Here is an 18,038-nt window from a genome sequence, read left to right on the forward strand (position 1 = left end):
TAAGGAACAGTATTCATGAGCAAGGCCAAGATCCTGGTTTTCGCCGGTAGCGCGCGCGAAGCTTCCCTCAATAAGAAACTCGCATCGGCCGGAGCGGCGGCCGTCCGCCGGGCGGGCGGCGACGCGGCGCTGATCGACCTCAACGATTATCCGGCCCCGATCTATCATGGTGACGATGAGGCCGAGCATGGCCTGCCGGAGAACATCCTCATCCTGAAGAGGATGATCGCCGAGCATGACGGGCTGATGATTGCGACGCCGGAATATAACGGCTTCGTGCCGCCGCTCCTGGTCAATACCTTCAGCTGGGTGTCGCGGAAGTCGGATAAAGGCGGTCCTGAGGATGTGCTGAAATCCAAGCATGTCGCAATTATGGCGGCCTCGCCGGGCCGACTTGGCGGCGTGCGCGTGATCCCGCGGCTGCGCGATTGCCTTTGCGAGCTTGGCTGTGTGCCGGTCCAGGGGTTCGTCACCGTACCGGCGGCGGGCAGTGCCTTCAGCGCCGATGGCGACCTTGCCGACGATACGGCGCAGAAGGGACTCGATTCCCTTGCAGCGCGTCTGGTGGCTGCCGCCGGGTAGGTCACTGCGGTGACGCCGCATGGCAGCGTTGCACAATCGTCACGATACGGCCGCCACTTCTCGCTTGGCAGTCCCGGGGGGCGGTGTTATAGGGCCGTGCCACCGCAGCAAACGGAGGCACCATGGATATCCGCGAAGCCCTGACCTTCGACGACGTCCTTCTCGAACCGGCTCACTCGTCGGTTCTCCCGGCCCAGGTCGACACGTCCACACAGCTTACCCGCTCGATCCGTCTCGGGATCCCCGTCGTCTCCGCGGCGATGGATACGGTGACGGAAAGTCAGCTCGCTATCGCCATGGCACAGCTCGGCGGTCTCGGCGTGATCCACAAGAACATGGACGCTGCGCGGCAGGCGGACGAAGTCCGGGCGGTGAAGAAGTTCGAGGCCGGGATGGTGGTGAACCCGGTCACGATCGCGCCGGAGCAGAGCCTCGCGGACGCGATGGCACTGATGACGCGCTTCAAGATCAGCGGCATTCCCGTGGTCAAGGCGAAGACCGGTAGACTGGTCGGCATCCTGACGCACCGCGACGTGCGCTTCGCAACGGATCTCAGCCAGCCGGTCAAGGACCTGATGACCAAGAAGGTGATCACGGTGCGCGAAGACGTCACGCCGGAGGAAGCGCGGAGCCTGCTGCACAAGCACCGGATCGAGAAGCTGCTGGTGGTGGACGGCGATCACAAATGCATCGGCCTGATCACCGTGAAGGACATGGACAAGGCGCAGAGCCATCCGAACGCCTGCAAGGACGAGAAGGGGCGTCTGCGGGTCGCCGCTGCGACGGGAACCGGCAATGACGGCATCATCCGTGCCGAGGCCCTGGTCGATGCCGAGGTCGACATCATTGTTGTCGACACGGCCCACGGTCATTCCCAGGGCGTGCTGCGTTCTGTCGACGAAATTCGTAAGCTCAGCAACCGGACGCAGATCATCGCCGGCAACGTCGCCACCCGGGACGGCGCGCAGGCACTGATCGACGCGGGCGCTGATGCGGTCAAGGTCGGCATCGGACCCGGCTCGATTTGCACCACCCGTATGGTCGCCGGCGTCGGCGTGCCGCAGCTCACCGCCATCACCGGCGCGCTGGAAGCCTGTCACAAAGCCGGTGTCCCGGTGATCTCCGACGGGGGCATCAAGTATTCCGGCGATCTCGCCAAGGCGATCGCGGCCGGCGCGGATTGCGCGATGATCGGCTCGCTCTTCGCCGGTACCGACGAGAGCCCGGGCGAGGTTTATCTCTACCAGGGTCGTTCCTATAAGGCCTATCGCGGCATGGGTTCGCTCGGCGCGATGGCACGGGGGTCGGCGGACCGTTATTTCCAGGAAGAGGTTTCCGATAATCTGAAGCTCGTCCCGGAAGGGATCGAGGGCCAGGTACCGTACAAGGGACCGGTCTCCGCCGTCGTCCACCAGCTTATCGGCGGTCTGAAGGCAGCGATGGGCTATACCGGCAACGGAACGGTCAAGGACATGCAGGCGAACTGCAAGTTCCTGAAGATCAGCAATGCGGGCCTGCGCGAGAGCCATGTCCACGATGTGACGATCACCCGCGAAGCGCCGAATTACCGGCCGAGCATGTAACGCCCCGGGCGCCGTCGGCGCCCGGCGCTCTTTGAAAGAACAGTCCCATGACCCCTGCGGCCCGTCTGCTTGCCGCAATCGAGATCCTTGAGGAGGCCGACGCCGATCCGCGTCCGGTCGACCGCGTTCTCGAAGGCTATTTCCGTCAGCGCCGCTATGCCGGCTCCAAAGACCGGCACGCGATCCGCGAGCGCGTCTTCGGAATACTGCGCCGGCTGGCCCGGATCGACTGGCACCTGTCCCGCAGCAATGTCGTGGAACGGCCGACGGCGCGGCTGCGGGTGCTTGCGGACTTGCTGCTGACGGACGAACTGACGGCGAAGGCGGCGGGCGAACTCTTCTCCGGAGAGCGTCACGCGCCGGCAGCGTTCGGCGAGACCGAGACCCGTGTGCTCTCGGCTCTCAAGGGCGCGACGCTCGACGGTTCGCCAGATATGCCGGCGTCCGTCCGGGTCGAGACCCCGGACTGGGTCTATGACCGTCTTGAGCCGGTTCTTGGCGACGACCGGGATGCCGCCCTTCTGGCGATGGGCGCGGAAGCGCCGTTCGATCTCCGGATCAACCCATTGCACAAGGCGGACCGGGAAGCGGTACGCGAGGGGCTCGAGAAACAGGGCCTCGTGACGGAACCGACTCCGTTCTCGCCGTTCGGACTACGCTCGAAAGAGCGCAAGCCGATTGACGCTCTGAAGCTGTTCAAGGACGGGCTGATCGAGGTCCAGGACGAAGGGGCGCAGATCGCCGCCCTGCTGCTCGGCGCCGCGCCCGGCATGCAGGTCGCGGATTACTGCGCGGGCGCCGGCGGCAAGACGCTGGTGCTCGGCGGCCTTATGGAAAACAAGGGGCGCGTGCTCGCCCTCGACACCTCCAAAGGCCGGCTGGAGCGCTGCGGCGTCCGCACGCGGCGCGCGGGCCTGCACAATGTCGAGCGTCACGAGTTGGCGGAAGGCAGCGACCGCCGCGTGAAGCGGCTTGCGGGCAAGTTCGATCGGGTCATGGTCGACGCCCCCTGTTCCGGTACCGGTACCTGGCGCCGGAACCCGGATGCGCGCTGGCGCTATACCGAAGAGGATCTGGCGGAGCTGACGGCGTTGCAGGCGGTGATCCTGCAGCGCGGCGCGCGTCTGGTGAAGACGGGCGGGCGTCTTGCCTATGTCACCTGCTCTTTGCTGCCGGAGGAGAACGAGGGCGTGGTCGACGCCTTCCTCGCCGAGCGCGGCGACGAGTTCCGCAGCCTCGATATCGCCGAAGTCTGGAACGAGACCGTCATTCCGCTCGGTGGCGGGGCGTGCCCGGGCGAGGGATCGCGCCTCCGGCTCTATCCGCATCGCCACAATACCGACGGATTCTTCGTGCAAATACTGGAACGTATTCCCGCCGAGTGAATACGTCGCGGCTTTGTCCGGCCTTTGGGCTTTTTATCGACGTCATCTCTCACTTATCATTCGAGTGGGAGCATTGCGCTGAAGGGAAAGCCATGCCGGACCCGCGTGACATCAAGATCCGCCCAGCCGAGGCGAAAGACGCGGCCGCCATCGCCAAGGTGCAGGTCGAGACCTGGCAGGACGCCTATGTCGGCATTCTGCCGGACCGGATTCTGCTGGAGATGCGCGCTGTCCGTTCGGCGGCGCAGTGGTCCAATGCCATCGCGAAGAATCAGGTTCCGGGCTTTTTCCAGATTGCAGAATGGGAAGGACACATCGTCGGCTTCTGCCAAGGCGGGAAGCGCCGGCAGGATATCAAGGCCGCCGGAGACGAGGTTGGCGAGATCGCCGAGATCTATGTGCTCTATGTCGATCCGAGTTTCCAGGGGCTCGGCGTCGGGACGGCCATGATGGGCCGGGTGGTCGAGAGCCTCGCGGAAGCGGGATTCGGTGCTCTCGTTCTGACCGTGCTCAGCGCGAATCGCTCCGGTGTGGCGTTCTATGACAAGCATGGCGGCTCGGCGGATCTGCCGGTGGAATGTACCGTGATGGGGGCGCAGACCGAGGAAACGGTCTATCGCTGGCCGGATATCAGGGTCTTGCTGGATCGGCTCGCGGGTGCCGAGGGGTAGGGATCTGCCATGCGCCCGTGCGGCCTTGCCGCACTGCAGCGCTTCGGGTAGTTTCCTGCGCTTCTTTCCCGCCGAGCCACATGGTGCCCGATGACCGATCGTATCCTCATTCTCGATTTCGGCAGTCAGGTGACCCAGCTGATCGCGCGCCGCGTGCGCGAAGCCGGGGTCTATTGCGAAATCATGCCCTTCAACACACCGGTCGATAAGATCGAGGCCTTCGGCGCGAAGGCCTTTATTCTCTCCGGCGGACCCGCTTCGGTGATCGGCGAAGCGACGCCGAGGGCGCCGGAATTTGTCTTTGAGAGCGGTTTGCCGGTGCTCGGTATTTGCTACGGCCAGCAGACCCTTTGTCACCAGCTCGGCGGCCGGGTCGAGACCTCGGACCATCGCGAGTTCGGCCGGGCCTACGTGAACGTCACCGACAATTGCATCCTCTTCGACGGGGTCTGGGAGGTTGGCGCCAGCGAGCAGGTCTGGATGAGCCACGGCGACCGTGTGATCGAGTTGCCGGACGGCTTCCGCGTCGTTGCTTCCAGCGAGGGCGCGCCTTTCGCTGTCATTGCCGACGACGAGCGGCGCTATTATGCAACCATGTTCCACCCGGAGGTGGTGCATACGCCGCATGGCGCCGCGCTGCTCTCCAACTTCGTGCACAAGGTCGCGGGCTGCGCCGGCGACTGGACCATGGGCGCGTTCAAGGAACAGGCGATCCGGCAGATCCGCGATCAGGTCGGCGACGGCAAGGTGATCTGCGGCCTCTCCGGCGGCGTCGACAGCTCCGTCGCGGCGGTGCTGATCCACGAGGCGATCGGCGAGCAGCTGACCTGCGTCTTCGTCGATCACGGTCTGTTGCGTCAGGGCGAGGCGGAGGAGGTCGTGCGCCTGTTCGGCGACCACTACAACATCCCGCTGATCCACAAGGACGCGAGCGATCTCTTCCTCGGCGAACTGGCGGGCCAGACCGACCCCGAGGCGAAGCGCAAGACCATCGGCAAGCTTTTCATCGACGTTTTCCAGGAAGAGGCGAACAAGATCGAGGGCGCCCAGTTCCTGGCGCAGGGCACGCTCTATCCGGACGTGATCGAGAGCGTCTCCTTCACCGGCGGTCCGAGCGTGACGATCAAGAGCCACCACAATGTCGGCGGCCTGCCGGAGCGCATGAACCTGAAGCTGGTCGAGCCGCTGCGCGAGCTTTTCAAGGACGAGGTGCGTGAGCTCGGCCGTGAGCTCGGTCTGCCGGAAAGCCTCGTCGGCCGCCACCCGTTCCCCGGTCCGGGCCTCGCGATCCGCATTCCGGGCAGCGACATTACCCGCGAGAAGCTCGACATCCTGCGCAAGGCGGACGCGGTCTATCTGGAAGAGATCCGCAATGCCGGGCTCTACGACGCGATTTGGCAGGCCTTCGCGGTGCTGCTGCCGGTCCGCACGGTCGGCGTGATGGGCGATTACCGGACCTACGACTATGCCTGCGCGCTCCGCGCCGTCACCTCGACCGACGGCATGACCGCGGACTACTACCATTTCGACCACGAGTTCCTGAGCCGGGTCTCGACCCGGATCATCAACGAGGTGCGCGGCATCAACCGGGTAACTTACGACATCACCTCGAAGCCTCCGGGAACCATCGAGTGGGAGTGAGGCTGAGAGGGAGCGGCTTGCGCCGCTTCGCTACGGCTGCCGGTCTGCAGGACGCAAGGCATCCTGCTCTTCCATACTGGCAACACGTTTTCCCGATGGGCATTCCTCGCCCGTCGCTGTCTCGCCGGGTTTTGTGGTAAAAGGGTATGTTGCCAATCTAGCCAAGCGGGACCATGACGACGCAAGTCATTCCGGGGAAAATTACCCGCCAATACTGCGACGCTGCCAATCTCGTGATCGTCACGCTTACCGGGACCATCACGTTGACGGATATCCTGCAGGAGATCCGGAATCCCCCTGACATGAACCGCTGGAATCGGTCGCTTTGGAATTACCTCGATGCGGATCTGTCGGCGCTGCAATATTCGGACGCTGTCGAGATTGCGTCGGTCATCGAGCGTATCCCGGCAATCGGAAAGGTTTCCTACAAATCGGCTTTTGTTGCCAAGCCGGGCCCTGATCAATCGGTCCTCCGCCTGTATGACGCGATTATGAGAGAGAAAGGCATCTCCGGCCGAAACTTCCGCATATTCGATGACATCGCGGCTGCACGCGAATGGCTGCAGGAGCCGGAAAACAGGCCGGACGGCGGCGAACCTTCGATCTGAAACGGATGGCTGGAGCGGGGCGGTTTCGCGGAGACGGCGCACCGGCGCATTTTCCAACCGGCACCAGAGGGGCGATCCGGCGGCACGTTCTCTCGAATCCTGAGCGCGACTGTGCTAGGCGTCCAGGGACTTGCATGTTCCAGAAACAGGAAATTACGCAGCGTGGGTAAACTGAAGGAGCTTCTCTCAATCGAAGGCGGCGCGGAACGGTTATTCGACGAAATGCTCCGTGATGCCGGGACTGGCGAGAAGATGCTGCGGCTCGCGCTGCGTGCTTGGGGATATGACAATCTCGCCGATGATCGCATGAGCGGTGAGGCGAGTTTCCGGGACATGCTCCTGAACCGGATTGGTGTCGAGGTCGCCGTCGATATCGGCTGCAATGTCGGTGGGTACAGCCGCGCTTTGCTTGAAGGCGATTCTGCATTGAGGGTTTATGCGTTCGATCCCTCTCCGGCGCTTACCCCGACTTTGCGGGCGCTCGCGGAGGAGTTCTCCGGGCGTCTGGAAATCATTGCTAAGGGCGTCGGCGCGGAGACAGGCCGCAAGAGCTTCTTTTTTTCTGAAAGCTCCAGTTTTCTCGGCTCCTTCGCCAAGGAGATCGAGGAGATCCACTATGTGGAAAACGACCGGGTCGCCGATGTCGAAATCGTCACTCTGGACCAGTATTTTTCCGGCGAGAATGCTCCGGACCGGATCGATTTCATCAAGATCGATACGGAAGGCTATGAGGAGCAGGTCCTGAAGGGAGCGGAAAAAACGATCGAGGCTTATCGGCCCAAGGCCATTCAGATCGAGTTCAATTGGCACCACATGTTCGTTGGGTCGACCATGCACAGCATCGCAGCGCGGCTTCCCGATTACCGGCTTTACCAGTTGCTGCCAGACTGGATTATCGAACGCAATCCCGCCCATCCTTTCAGCAATATGTTCATCTACTCCAATTTCGTCTTTCTGCACCCAGAAGCGCTCAAGCAGATAAGCCAGCCCGGCGGATGAGCGGTGCGATTGCGACGGTATTTCGACGTGACGTCGGCGCTTGTCCCATCGGTCTGCGTTCCTTAGCGTAGCGGAACAGCTTTCCGGGGCGTCATGAGCCAATACAGTACCACACGCCTGGTCCGTTTCGAGACCCGGCAGCCGTTCAGTCTTGCGCTGCCGAATTACGATCCGGCGCTGACCCATTCGAATGACGGCAGTCTGGTCTATTTCACCGCGAACAGGTTGCTCGAGCGGCAGCTCGGATCCGCCGGCGAGGCGGTGCGCATCGTCACTGCAAAGGGGCGGATCCCGGTGTTGGCGCCGTGGGACTGGCCGCGCGCGGCGGAGGCCGGGCGGGTGCTGTTCCTGCTGCCGTCGACCGCGCTCGGCGATTGCGTCGAGGCGGCCCTCTTTCTACGCGCATTCAGGCAGGCCCATCCTGCAATCGAGGTTACGGTCGCAAATACCGGCGATGCGACGGACATCTTCGGGCGCGAGGAAGGGCTGCGTGTCCTTCCGCTGCTGAACTCGGAGCGCGAGCTGGAACGCCAGGATGCTGTGATCGATATCGGGCAGGTTTCCGGCTGGGGCAATACCGCGACCGATCCGGTCTATCTCGAGGATGCATTGCTGCAGGCCTTCGGTCTCGAGCCGGCAGTCGCTTCTCTAAACCGGGACAGGGAGGCGACACGGATCGGCATCCTTCCTCTCACGTCCTCCCCGCTCAGGACCTTACCGCCGGATCTCTGCATCGCGCTCGCCGAGGCGTTCGGCCCGGAGCGCGTGGTGACCGTCGCGCTTAACAGCTATCAGAAAGTGAGTGCGGCTTATGAAAGAACTTGCCGCGCCCGTCTTGGAACGGCTGTCCAAATCATTCCCGGCTTTCCAACGGTCGGGGATCTGATGGATTTCCTCGCTTCCTGCGACTTTGTGGTGACCGGGGATAGTGGTCCGGCACATGTGACCAAGCTGCTCGGCACCTCCGGTCTCGCCGTCTTTACGACTGTCTCCGGCGAACGCCGGCTCGGGCGGCATAAGAACCTCGATAGCTATCAGGTTGCGTATCGTGGAGCCCATTGCAGCACGCCTTGCGGACTCGCCAAGGTGCGCGAGACGCGCGAGGGCCGGATCGGATGCATGGGCTCGCTCGGCTGTTCTCTCAAGGATCTGAAGAACGTGCCGTCCGGGCCGAACGCGGATGCTGTCGAGGAGCTGATCTTCAACGATCCGGTCCCCTGTATTGCCCAGCTTTCCCGGGAGACGGAGGCGGTGGTGGCACGGGCTCTGGAACTATCCCGTCACGCCGGGGCGTAGAGAGAATTGCCAACCGGCTCCGGATCAAGTAGACAGTCCGGGACATCAAGAGTTGAGCGGACGCTCAACGCCAACCTGCTTCCCGAGCAAGGTGGCGCTCCTGTTGCGGAGGATGTGGCCTAACCGGCAACCAAACGGGTCCAGCCAGAAAGTCCGCTCTGCTTGATGCCGGTAACAGCAGAGGATTTGACTATGCCGATCAGGATCCCAAATGACCTTCCAGCCTTCGCCGCACTCGAGGCCGAGGGCGTCATGGTCATGCGCGAGGCGGATGCGGTCCGCCAGGACATCCGTCCGCTCCAGATCGGGCTGCTCAACCTGATGCCCAACAAGATCCGCACCGAGACCCAGATCGCGCGGCTGCTCGGCGCCAGTCCGTTGCAGGTCGAGCTGACGCTGATCAAGATGACAGACCATGTGCCGAAGAACGTGCCTCAGGAGCACATGATCTCCTTCTACGAACCGTGGAGCGACCTGCGCGAGCGGAAGTTCGACGGTCTCGTCGTCACCGGCGCGCCGGTCGAGCGGCTTCCCTTCGAGGAGGTTTCCTACTGGTCGGAGCTCTGCCAGATCTTCGACTGGACGCAGACGCATGTGCATTCCAGCTTCATGATCTGCTGGGGCGCGCAGGCGGCCCTGCACCATTTCCACGATGTGCCGAAGCACGAACTGCCGAAGAAGGCGTTCGGCGTCTACCGGCACCGGAACCTGGCGCCGGCCTCCGGCTATCTGCGGGGGTTCTCGGACGATTTCTCGATACCGGTCTCGCGCTGGACGGAAACGAGGGTCGCGGACGTCCCGCCCTCGGCCGGGATCCGGGTTCTGATGGACTCCCCGGAGATGGGGCCGTGCCTGATGGAGGACCGGGCCAAACGCTCCCTCTATATGTTCAATCACATCGAATACGACTCGGATTCCCTCGGCGAGGAATATCAGCGCGACGTGGGGCGCGGCATGGAACCCGAGCTGCCGCACAGCTACTTCACGGACGACGATCCGACCCATCCGCCGCTGAACAGGTGGCGTAGTCATGCCCATCTGCTCTTCGCCAACTGGATCAACGAGATCTACCAGACGACACCGTTCGACGTTTGCGATATCGGCACGCCGGTCGATAACCGGCAAGCGGGGTAGGGTTTGATGTCCGAAGCGAAGGTGGCCCTGATCACTGGTGCGGCACGGGGCATTGGCCTTGCCGCGGCGCGGAAATTTCTCGAGGAAGGCTGGCGCGTGGCCATGCTCGACCGGGATACGGAGACCTTGCGGAGTGCCGTAGAGGGGTTGGGACAGCGCAACACCGTGCTCCCCGTCTTCGCGGATGTCTCCCAGCCGGATCAGGTGCAGCGGGCGGTCGACGAGACCGAGAACGCCTTCGGCCGGCTCGACGCGCTGGTGAACAATGCCGGCGTCGCGACCTTCAAGCCGGTGCTCGAAACGACCTTCGAGGAATGGTCGGAAATCATGGCGACCAACCTCAGCGGGCCGTTCCTCTGCACCAATGCCGCGGTCCCGGCGATGCTGAAGAGCGGGGGCGGCGCGGTGGTGAACATCGCCTCGATCTCGGGCTTGCGCGCTAGTCTGCTGCGCGTCGCCTACGGCACCAGCAAGGCGGCGGTGCTGCACCTGACCAAGCAGCAGGCGGCCGAACTCGGCAATCTCGGCGTCCGCGTGAATGCCGTGGCTCCGGGGCCGGTGGATACCGCTATGGCGAAGAAGGTGCACACACCGGACATTCGCGCCGACTATCACGACGCCATCCCGCTGAACCGCTACGGACTTGAGGAGGAGCTGGCCGAGGCGATCTTCTTCCTCTGCAGCGACAGGGCGAGCTACATCAACGGCCAGTATCTGGCTGTCGACGGCGGCTTCGACGCGACGGGGATCGGGTTACCGAGTTTCAGGGCGGAGTATCGGTCGCGCCTCTAGACGAAACTCTCCAGCGTTTCCGCACAGTCTCGTAGCGTCGCTGCCTTTTGGTCGCAGATCCCGGTCTCCTCGAACCGCGCGGTTGGGCCCACGATGCCGAGGGCGGCTTTGGCGACCGCACCGGCGCCGAGCACCGGAACCGCGATGGAAGTCACACCCGGCTCGTATTCCCCGGTAACGAGGGCGTATCCGCGCTCCCTGATCGCGGCGAGTTCGGCCCGGATCGCCTCGGGGTCGGTGATTGTCTTCTGTGTGAAGGGGGGCTGCGCGTGCGCGAGGATCTCCTCGGCGGCATCCTCTTCGCAGAAGGCCAGTAGCGCGCGCCCGATCGCGGTCGCGCTCAGGGGCAGGCGGGAGCCGATGCCGAAGCCGGAGGTGATGAGCGCCGGGTCGCCGGGGGAATAGGCGACATAGATCGCCTCCGTACCGTCCCGGACGGCGAGCGAGATCGCGTCGCCGAGACGTTTCGAGAAGGCCGCCATGACAGGCTGCACGGTGCGTCCGAACTGCCGCTCCTTCAGGTACCCGCTGGCGAGCCGGAGGACCTTCGGGCTCGGCGCATAGGCCCGCTGGCCCGTTTCCGTCAGATAGCCGAGCCGCACAAGCGTCAGGACCAGCCGACGTGTGACCGAGCGGTTGATCCCGGTGCTCCGGGCGAGATCCGGAATGGTGAGCGGGGCGGCGGCATTCTCGAACGCTTCCAGCACTTCCATGCCTTTCGCGAAAGTCAGCGAGATGTCCTTGTCGGCGATCTCCATGGGGGCCGGCTCGGCTTTCTCTGGCGTTCGCAGGGGCATGATGCTCCGATGGGCTTGACCGCGCGCCGCGCGTGCGGTCTAGTTTTACGATTGATCAATAATAGACCGACTGTTCGATAATCGGTCAAAAAGAAATGTGGATCCGGCGTCCTGCTGGGCATCCGCAAGGAGAGAAAAGCCGTGGGTGAGAAGATCTCCGTCACCTTTGTGAAGCCGGGCGGCACGCGGGAAACCGTCGAGGCCGAGACCGGTGAGTCCGTCATGCAGGCCGCCGTCTTCAACGATGTCGAGGGCGTCGAGGCCGAATGCGGCGGGAGCTGCGTCTGCGCCACCTGCCATGTTTATCTCGACGAGGCGGCGATGAAACTCGCGCCGGCGGCGGAGGAGGACGAACTGGCGATGCTTGAGGATGCGGCGGCGGAACAGCGCGAGAGCAGCCGGCTCTCCTGCCAGATAAAACTCACCCCCGAAATGGACGGTATCACCGTCACCATTCCGGAAACCCAATACTGACGACCTGCGTTGCGCGTCTTCGACGAGGGAGACTTCAGCCATGATGAGCCAGGACAAGAACGACGAGATCACGCTGGTCGGTGCCGACAAGCCGGCGGGGCAGGTGCTGCGCCGCTACTGGATGCCGGCCGCGCTCGCCGTGGAACTGGAGGAGGGGCCGCGTCCGGTGGTGCCCGTCCGCCTGATGGGCGAGGATCTGGTGCTGTTTCGGCGCGAGGATGACACTCTCGGCCTGATGAGCCGGTTCTGCCCGCATCGTGGCGTCGACCTCTGCTACGGGCGCCTCGAGGATGGCGGTATTCGCTGTCCGTTCCACGGCTGGCACTTCGGCGAGACCGGGCAATGCACCGAGCAGCCGGCAGAGCCCGACGGCTCGAAGATGCATGAGCGGATCAGGATCTCCAGCTATCCCGTGGTGGAGAAGAACGGCGTCATCTGGACCTATATGGGCCCGGGAGAGCCGCCGGCCTTCCCGGCGCTCGACTGTTTCCGCGCACCGGATAGCCATGTCTTCGCCTTCAAGGGCCTCTGGGAATGCAACTGGCTGCAGGCGCTGGAGATCGGCATCGACCCGGCGCACGCCTCCTTCCTGCACCGCTTCCTGCAGGACGAGGACCCGGCGGAAGGTTACGGCAAGCAGTTCCGCGACAAGGCGGCGCAAAGCGACATGCCGATGACCAAGGTGCTGCGTGAATTCGCCAATCCGGAACTGAAGGTGGAGGAGACCGACTACGGGCTCCGCATCATCGCGCTGCGCGATCTTGGTAACGGCCAGCGCCACGTCCGGGTGACGAACCAGGTCTTTCCCTGCGCCATCACCATCCCGATGTCGAACGAGATGACCATCACCCAGTGGCATGTGCCGATCGACGATACCCATTGTTACTGGTACTCGCTTTTCACCAGTTTCGGCGCGCCGGTCGACAAGAAGAAGATGTGGGAGCAGCGGATCAACGAGCACCGGTTGCCGGACTTTGCGCCGATCCGCAACAAGACGAACCAGTACGGCTACGACCCGGAGGAGCAGAAGACGCTGACCTATACGGGCATGGGGCTCGACATCAACGTGCACGACCAGTGGGCGGTCGAGTCCATGGGGGCGATCCAGGATCGGCGGCACGAACATCTGGCCTCTTCCGATGCCGCTATCGTGCGCTATCGGCGCCTGTTGCGCTCCGCGATCAGGAGCGTGAAATCGGGCGAGGGGGATCTGCCGCTCGTGCTCGACGAGGCCGCCGCCGAAGAGGTCCAGGGGCCGATCTCGATCGACGCCATCGGGCCGACGGAGGAATGGGAGACGGTCTGGACCGACCGCGATGCTGGCCGCCGGGCTTCCTGCAGCTGGGACGCGGCCCTCTCGTGACCGTGTCAGGAGAAAAGCAGGCTGTCATCGACGCGGTCCTGAAGAGGGTCGCGGAAGAGGGACTGGAGGTCGTGCGGGTTTCCTTTGCCGACCAGCACGGCATCCTGCGCGGCAAGACGATCATGGCGGACGCGCTGGAGAGCGCCTTCCGCTCCGGCATCGCCATGACCTCGACCCTGCTGTTGAAGGATACATCGCACCGCACGGTCTTCCCGGTCTGGCAGGAGGATGCGGGCTTCGGTGCCGGGCGCCTGACCGGTGCCGGCGATGTGCTGATGCACCCCGACCCCGCGACATTCAGGGTCCTGCCATGGTCACCGCACTCGGGCTGGATGCAGGCCGATCTGACCGACACAGATGGCAAGCCGCTTGAGGTCTGCTCCCGGGGCATTCTCCGCCGCGCGGTGGAGAAGCTGAACGCTCAGGGCTACGATCTCGTCACCGGGCTTGAGGTCGAGTTCCATGTGCTGCGCGTGACCGATCCGAAGCTCGGCCATGAGGATACCGGCCAGCCGGAGACGCCCCCGAAAACGGAACTGCTCGCGCATGGTTATCAGTACCTGACTGAGGACCGCTACGACCGCCTGGAGGACGTCTTTGATCTCGTTCGCCGTAATGCGGTCGTGCTCGGCCTGCCGGTGCGCTCCTTCGAGACCGAGTTCGGGCCGAGCCAGTGCGAAGTCACCTTCCATCCGGCCTCCGCGATGGAGCATGCCGACAACATGGTGCTGTTCCGCTCCATGGTAAAACAGGTCTGCCGCCGCGAGGGCCTGCACGCGACCTTCATGTGCCGGCCGAAATTCAAGGATGCGATGGCGAGCGGCTGGCACCTGCACCAGTCGCTGGTCGATCTCGAGAGCGGCGACAATCTGATGGTGCCGGAGAAGGGCGAGGCGCTCTCCAAACTCGGCCGGAGCTGGGTCGCCGGGCTGCTCGACCATGCCGCCGAGAGCTGCCTGCTCTCGACCCCGACGGTGAACGGCTACAAGCGCTACCGTCCCTTCACCCTCGCGCCCGACCGGGTGCAGTGGGGGCGGGACAATAAGGGGGCGATGATCCGAGCACTCGCCCGGCCGGGCGATGGCGCCAGCCGGATCGAGAACCGTATCGGCGAGCCGGCGGCCAACCCCTATCTCTACATCGCTTCCCAGGTCCTTGCCGGTCTCGACGGGATCGAGCGCGGTCTCGAGGCGCCGGCGCCGGTCGAGCGGCCCTATGAGAGCGATGCGGCTCGATTGCCGGCCAGTCTCGACCGGGCGCTCCAGCTGTTCCGGGAAAGCGCATTCTTCCGTGATGCGCTCGGCGACGCCTATGTCGATTACTACGCCCGCATCAAGCAGGCTGAATGGGACCGCTATGCACAGGCGGTCTCCGAGTGGGAAGAGCGGGAGTATTTCTCGCTCTTCTGAATTGCGTGGCAAACTGCGCGAGTTTTCGCTGGCCTATCCGGCTATACAACCCTGCCTTTATTGACATGCCGTGCAGCTTGAGTACTCTTTGCGCGAAATAATTGCGAATAATTCTTATTATCATGCGCGCGGGGGTGGGGCATGCATTACCGGCCACGGATGACGGCCTCCGTGAAGCAGATCGTCCCGCTTCAGGATGTCAGTTTCCTGCAGTATGAGCGGATGGTCGTCGATCACTGGCAGGTCGAGGCGAAAATCGGGGCGTGCGGCGAGTATTTCTCTCCCGACCCGCGCTTCGTCGTTTTCTTCGACGGGGCGGCGATCATGCTCGATCGGGGAGAGGGCAAGGATCGCATATCCTGCAGCGCCTGCTTCGTGCCGGCAGGGATGTTGCTCTGCGGGTCGCTCGCGACGGCGGGATATCTGGAACATATCGATATCCATGTCGAAGAGGGGCAGCTTCGCCGCATCGTCGGACCGTCCATCGAACTCGGCGCACCGCGTTTTCTTTCCGGCAGTGTTGAGTTGCAGAATCTCGCGTCGCTTCTGGCAGACGAGTGCCGGATGAAAAGCAGACCGGCCGGATACGGAGAGGCGCTCGCCGCAGGTGTGATCCACGAAATCTTCCATCTCGGCGACAAGGTCCGCTCGCTGGATGCGGCACCTGCGTGGCTCGACGAGGTCATGGCGCATGTCGCAGAGTCTCTCGACCGGCGCCTGACCATGGAGGAACTGGCTGGAGTTGCCGGCATGTCGCGCTCGCAATTCTACCGGTGCTTCCGCGAGGCGGCCGGGCAGCCGCCGCATCAATGGGTCATGTGCGCCCGGATCCAGCATGCTCAGCGTCTGTTGAGTGAGGGCGCGCTGCTCTCCCAGGTCGCCCACGATACCGGCTTTGCCGACCAGGCCCATTTCAGCCGCTGCTTCCGCCGCGCCACGGGGTTGCCGCCCGGACAATGGGTCAAGCGACACAATTCTTCAAAGCGTGAGGCAAACGTTCAAGACAAGGTTCCCGCCTGACTCTAGGACTTCGGGCCTGCGCACGTCCGTGCGACACGTCTTTCTGTCTAGTTCAGGGAACAGGCCCAATGATCCGAGCCGCTTCAGTACGGGGAACTACCCGGCTCCTCCTTCTTTCCAGTGTGCTTTCGCTCTCGCTAAGTTTCGTTGCCGCTGCGCAGGACAGCGGCACGGCGACCGAACTCGAACCGCTGGTCGTGCTCGGCAACCAGGAAGACGCGACCGGCGCGGTCGGCGACAGCAACAATCCGCCGACCGTTACCGGATCAAAGGTTCCGGTCTATGCGAACGAGGTCCCGCAGTCGCTCTCCATCCTGAGTGCGGACGATCTGAAGCGCTTCAACGCCGACCGGGTCAGCGAGACGCTGCGCTACACGCCGGGCGTGACGACCGACGTGTTCGGCGACGACAACGATTACGACTGGCTCCGGATCCGCGGCTTCCAGGCCGACCAAACCGGCATCTTTCTCGACAATGCGCAGAACCTCTCCTTCGCCTTCGGCTCGTTCTATACCGATCCCTACGCGCTGGAGCGGATCGAGGTGCTGCGCGGCCCGTCCTCCGCGCTCTACGGCGGCTCCAACCCGGGCGGCATCCTGAATTACGTCTCCAAGCGCCCGGGTGAGCGCATCCGCGAAGTGCAGCTTGGTGTCGAGGACTCGCCGGCCGGAACCGTCGCGTTCGATTACGGCGACCCGCTCGGGAATGGTCAGGCCTACCGGCTTGTCAGCCGTTTCAAGGGCGGCGACGCCTATGACGAGTTCAATTCCGGTGCCCGCGGGACCTTCGCGCCGTCCTACAAGCTCGCGACCGACGGCGGCACCGAGATCACGCTGCTCGCCAACGCGCATGTTGCCGAGGAGCAGCATAACGGCAGCACGTTCCTGCCCTATGCCGGCACGGTGACCGGTACTGACGAATTCGGCTATATCGGCAATGACGAGAACTTCTCCGATCCGGACTGGGACAAGTATTCCCGCAAGCAATTCACCGCGACCGGTATCGTCGAGCATACCTTCAACAACGACTTCACCCTGACCGGTATCGGCCGCGCGGGCATCGCCGACCTGCATGAGCGCTATTGGTATCCGTTCGGCTATGGCGGGTACTCGACCACGCCGACTGACGATGTCGGCACGCTCAGCCTGGTCGCCTTCGAGCACGAGACGGAAACGCGGACGGCGCAGACCGACATCCGTTATTACGGCGTGGTCGATACCGATGTGGTCAGCCACGATCTGCTGTTCGGCCTCGATGCCCGCTACTACTGGCTGGACGAGACACAGGCCTCGGGTTTCGGTTCCACCCAGGTCGTGAATTCTTTCGATCCGGGCACGCCGACACTTGGCGATCCCTATCAGGACGCCACCACCACGCAGTCGCAGATCGGGTTCTACTTCCAGGATCAGCTGCGCTTCGGCGACGGCTGGATCGTCACCGGCAACATCCGGCACGATTTCGCCGACACGGAACAGGACGGATCGGGCGCCTTCTCCCGCAACGACAGCGAGACTTCCTATCGGGCGGCTCTCGCCTACGAGTTCACCGGGGGGATCACGCCTTATGTCACCTACTCGACCTTCTTCAATCCGCTGATCACGTCTCCCGCCAACGGCGTGACCAAGCCTGAGAGCGGCGACCAGATCGAGGCCGGTGTCAAATGGGCGCCGCAGGGCGGCAATTTCTATCTGACCGCCGCCGCCTTCCAGATCGACCGGGAGAATGTCGTGACCGGCGCCTTCCCGAACTACAATCAGCTCGGCGAGGCACGCTCCCGCGGCTTCGAATTCGAGGGCGCCTATAACTTCAGCAACGGCTTCTCCGTAGCCGGTGCGGCGACATTGCTCGATGTCGAGGTGACCGAGGATTCCGACGCTTCCCTGATCGGCAAGACCCCGACCCTGGTGCCGGAAACCGAGCTGGCCATTCGCGCCCAGTACGATTTCGACGATCTGGTCGAAGGTCTCAAGCTCGGTGCCGGCGTGCGTCGCCGGGGCGAAAGCTTCGCCAACGACGCCAATACCCTGAAGGTGCCGTCCTCGACCGTCGTCGATCTCTACGGCACATACGAGATCAACCCGGGTTGGGCGCTGAACCTCGCGGCGACCAATATCGCCGACAAGCGCTATGTCACCGCCTGTCAGACGGAATATGTCTGCTCCTACGGCTCCGGCCGCGAGATCAAGCTGACGCTGACCGCGAACTGGTAAGACACTTCGGAGAAAGCGCGGGTGCCGGGCCGTGAAAGCGGTTGGGCCCCGCGCTTTCTCTTTGCGCGATGCCT

16 protein-coding genes and 1 riboswitch are annotated in these 18,038 nt (G+C 63.6%); of the genes, 15 read left to right on the forward strand and 1 reads right to left on the reverse strand.

Annotated elements, in window-relative coordinates:
* Positions 1–15: 15 nt before the first annotated feature.
* The 10 genes from NUH88_RS18230 (at position 16) to NUH88_RS18275 (ending at position 10,691) form a co-directional block, all read left to right on the forward strand.
* Positions 16–582: an NADPH-dependent FMN reductase gene (locus NUH88_RS18230; protein ID WP_257767900.1), complete on the forward strand. Its 567-nt coding sequence runs from the start codon at positions 16–18 to the stop codon at positions 580–582.
* A 122-nt stretch (positions 583–704) separates the two neighbouring features.
* Positions 705–2,165 carry an IMP dehydrogenase gene (gene guaB / locus NUH88_RS18235; RefSeq protein ID WP_257767901.1) on the forward strand — a complete coding sequence of 487 codons (1,461 nt, stop codon included), beginning with the start codon at positions 705–707 and terminating at the stop codon, positions 2,163–2,165.
* Between the two features lie 47 nt (positions 2,166–2,212).
* Positions 2,213–3,550, forward strand: coding sequence for an RsmB/NOP family class I SAM-dependent RNA methyltransferase (locus NUH88_RS18240; protein ID WP_257767902.1), 1,338 nt, complete (start codon positions 2,213–2,215; stop codon positions 3,548–3,550).
* Positions 3,551–3,642: 92 nt separating this feature from the next.
* Positions 3,643–4,221, forward strand: coding sequence for a GNAT family N-acetyltransferase (locus NUH88_RS18245; RefSeq protein ID WP_257767903.1), 579 nt, complete (start codon positions 3,643–3,645; stop codon positions 4,219–4,221).
* A gap of 90 nt (positions 4,222–4,311) precedes the next feature.
* On the forward strand, positions 4,312–5,862 hold the full coding sequence (guaA, locus tag NUH88_RS18250) for a glutamine-hydrolyzing GMP synthase (protein ID WP_257767904.1): 1,551 nt from the start codon (positions 4,312–4,314) through the stop codon (positions 5,860–5,862).
* A gap of 263 nt (positions 5,863–6,125) precedes the next feature.
* Entirely contained in the window at positions 6,126–6,470 is a 345-nt protein-coding gene (locus tag NUH88_RS18255) for a hypothetical protein (RefSeq protein ID WP_257767905.1), read from the forward strand.
* A 162-nt stretch (positions 6,471–6,632) separates the two neighbouring features.
* Positions 6,633–7,469, forward strand: coding sequence for an FkbM family methyltransferase (locus tag NUH88_RS18260; RefSeq protein WP_257767906.1), 837 nt, complete (start codon positions 6,633–6,635; stop codon positions 7,467–7,469).
* A 93-nt stretch (positions 7,470–7,562) separates the two neighbouring features.
* Positions 7,563–8,765 carry a glycosyltransferase family 9 protein gene (locus NUH88_RS18265; protein WP_257767907.1) on the forward strand — a complete coding sequence of 401 codons (1,203 nt, stop codon included), beginning with the start codon at positions 7,563–7,565 and terminating at the stop codon, positions 8,763–8,765.
* A 37-nt stretch (positions 8,766–8,802) separates the two neighbouring features.
* Positions 8,803–8,909, forward strand: a riboswitch (SAM-I-IV-variant riboswitch).
* Positions 8,910–8,957: 48 nt separating this feature from the next.
* Complete coding sequence (locus tag NUH88_RS18270) at positions 8,958–9,899, forward strand: homoserine O-succinyltransferase (protein WP_257767909.1); 942 nt, start codon at positions 8,958–8,960, stop codon at positions 9,897–9,899.
* Positions 9,900–9,905: 6 nt separating this feature from the next.
* Positions 9,906–10,691 carry an SDR family NAD(P)-dependent oxidoreductase gene (locus NUH88_RS18275; RefSeq protein WP_257767910.1) on the forward strand — a complete coding sequence of 262 codons (786 nt, stop codon included), beginning with the start codon at positions 9,906–9,908 and terminating at the stop codon, positions 10,689–10,691.
* Here the strand turns inward: NUH88_RS18275 and NUH88_RS18280 are convergent.
* Positions 10,688–11,488 carry an IclR family transcriptional regulator gene (locus tag NUH88_RS18280; protein ID WP_257767912.1) on the reverse strand — a complete coding sequence of 267 codons (801 nt, stop codon included), beginning with the start codon at positions 11,486–11,488 and terminating at the stop codon, positions 10,688–10,690. The genes NUH88_RS18275 and NUH88_RS18280 overlap by 4 nt on opposite strands.
* A 141-nt stretch (positions 11,489–11,629) precedes the next feature.
* Here NUH88_RS18280 and NUH88_RS18285 point away from each other — a divergent pair, with 141 nt between their 5' ends.
* The 5 genes from NUH88_RS18285 (at position 11,630) to NUH88_RS18305 (ending at position 17,964) form a co-directional block, all read left to right on the forward strand.
* Complete coding sequence (locus NUH88_RS18285) at positions 11,630–11,962, forward strand: 2Fe-2S iron-sulfur cluster-binding protein (protein WP_257767914.1); 333 nt, start codon at positions 11,630–11,632, stop codon at positions 11,960–11,962.
* Between the two features lie 40 nt (positions 11,963–12,002).
* On the forward strand, positions 12,003–13,325 hold the full coding sequence (locus NUH88_RS18290; protein ID WP_257767916.1) for a Rieske 2Fe-2S domain-containing protein: 1,323 nt from the start codon (positions 12,003–12,005) through the stop codon (positions 13,323–13,325).
* Positions 13,322–14,734 carry a glutamine synthetase family protein gene (locus NUH88_RS18295; protein ID WP_257767917.1) on the forward strand — a complete coding sequence of 471 codons (1,413 nt, stop codon included), beginning with the start codon at positions 13,322–13,324 and terminating at the stop codon, positions 14,732–14,734. Before NUH88_RS18290 ends, NUH88_RS18295 begins: the two co-directional genes overlap by 4 nt.
* Before the next feature lie 171 nt (positions 14,735–14,905).
* Positions 14,906–15,754, forward strand: coding sequence for a helix-turn-helix domain-containing protein (locus NUH88_RS18300; RefSeq protein WP_257767919.1), 849 nt, complete (start codon positions 14,906–14,908; stop codon positions 15,752–15,754).
* Positions 15,755–15,822: 68 nt separating this feature from the next.
* Positions 15,823–17,964, forward strand: coding sequence for a TonB-dependent siderophore receptor (locus NUH88_RS18305; RefSeq protein ID WP_257767921.1), 2,142 nt, complete (start codon positions 15,823–15,825; stop codon positions 17,962–17,964).
* The last annotated feature ends 74 nt before the right edge of the window (positions 17,965–18,038 follow it).

The sequence above is a fragment of the Nisaea acidiphila genome (genome assembly GCF_024662015.1).
Taxonomy (GTDB): Bacteria; Pseudomonadota; Alphaproteobacteria; order Thalassobaculales; family Thalassobaculaceae; genus Nisaea; species Nisaea acidiphila.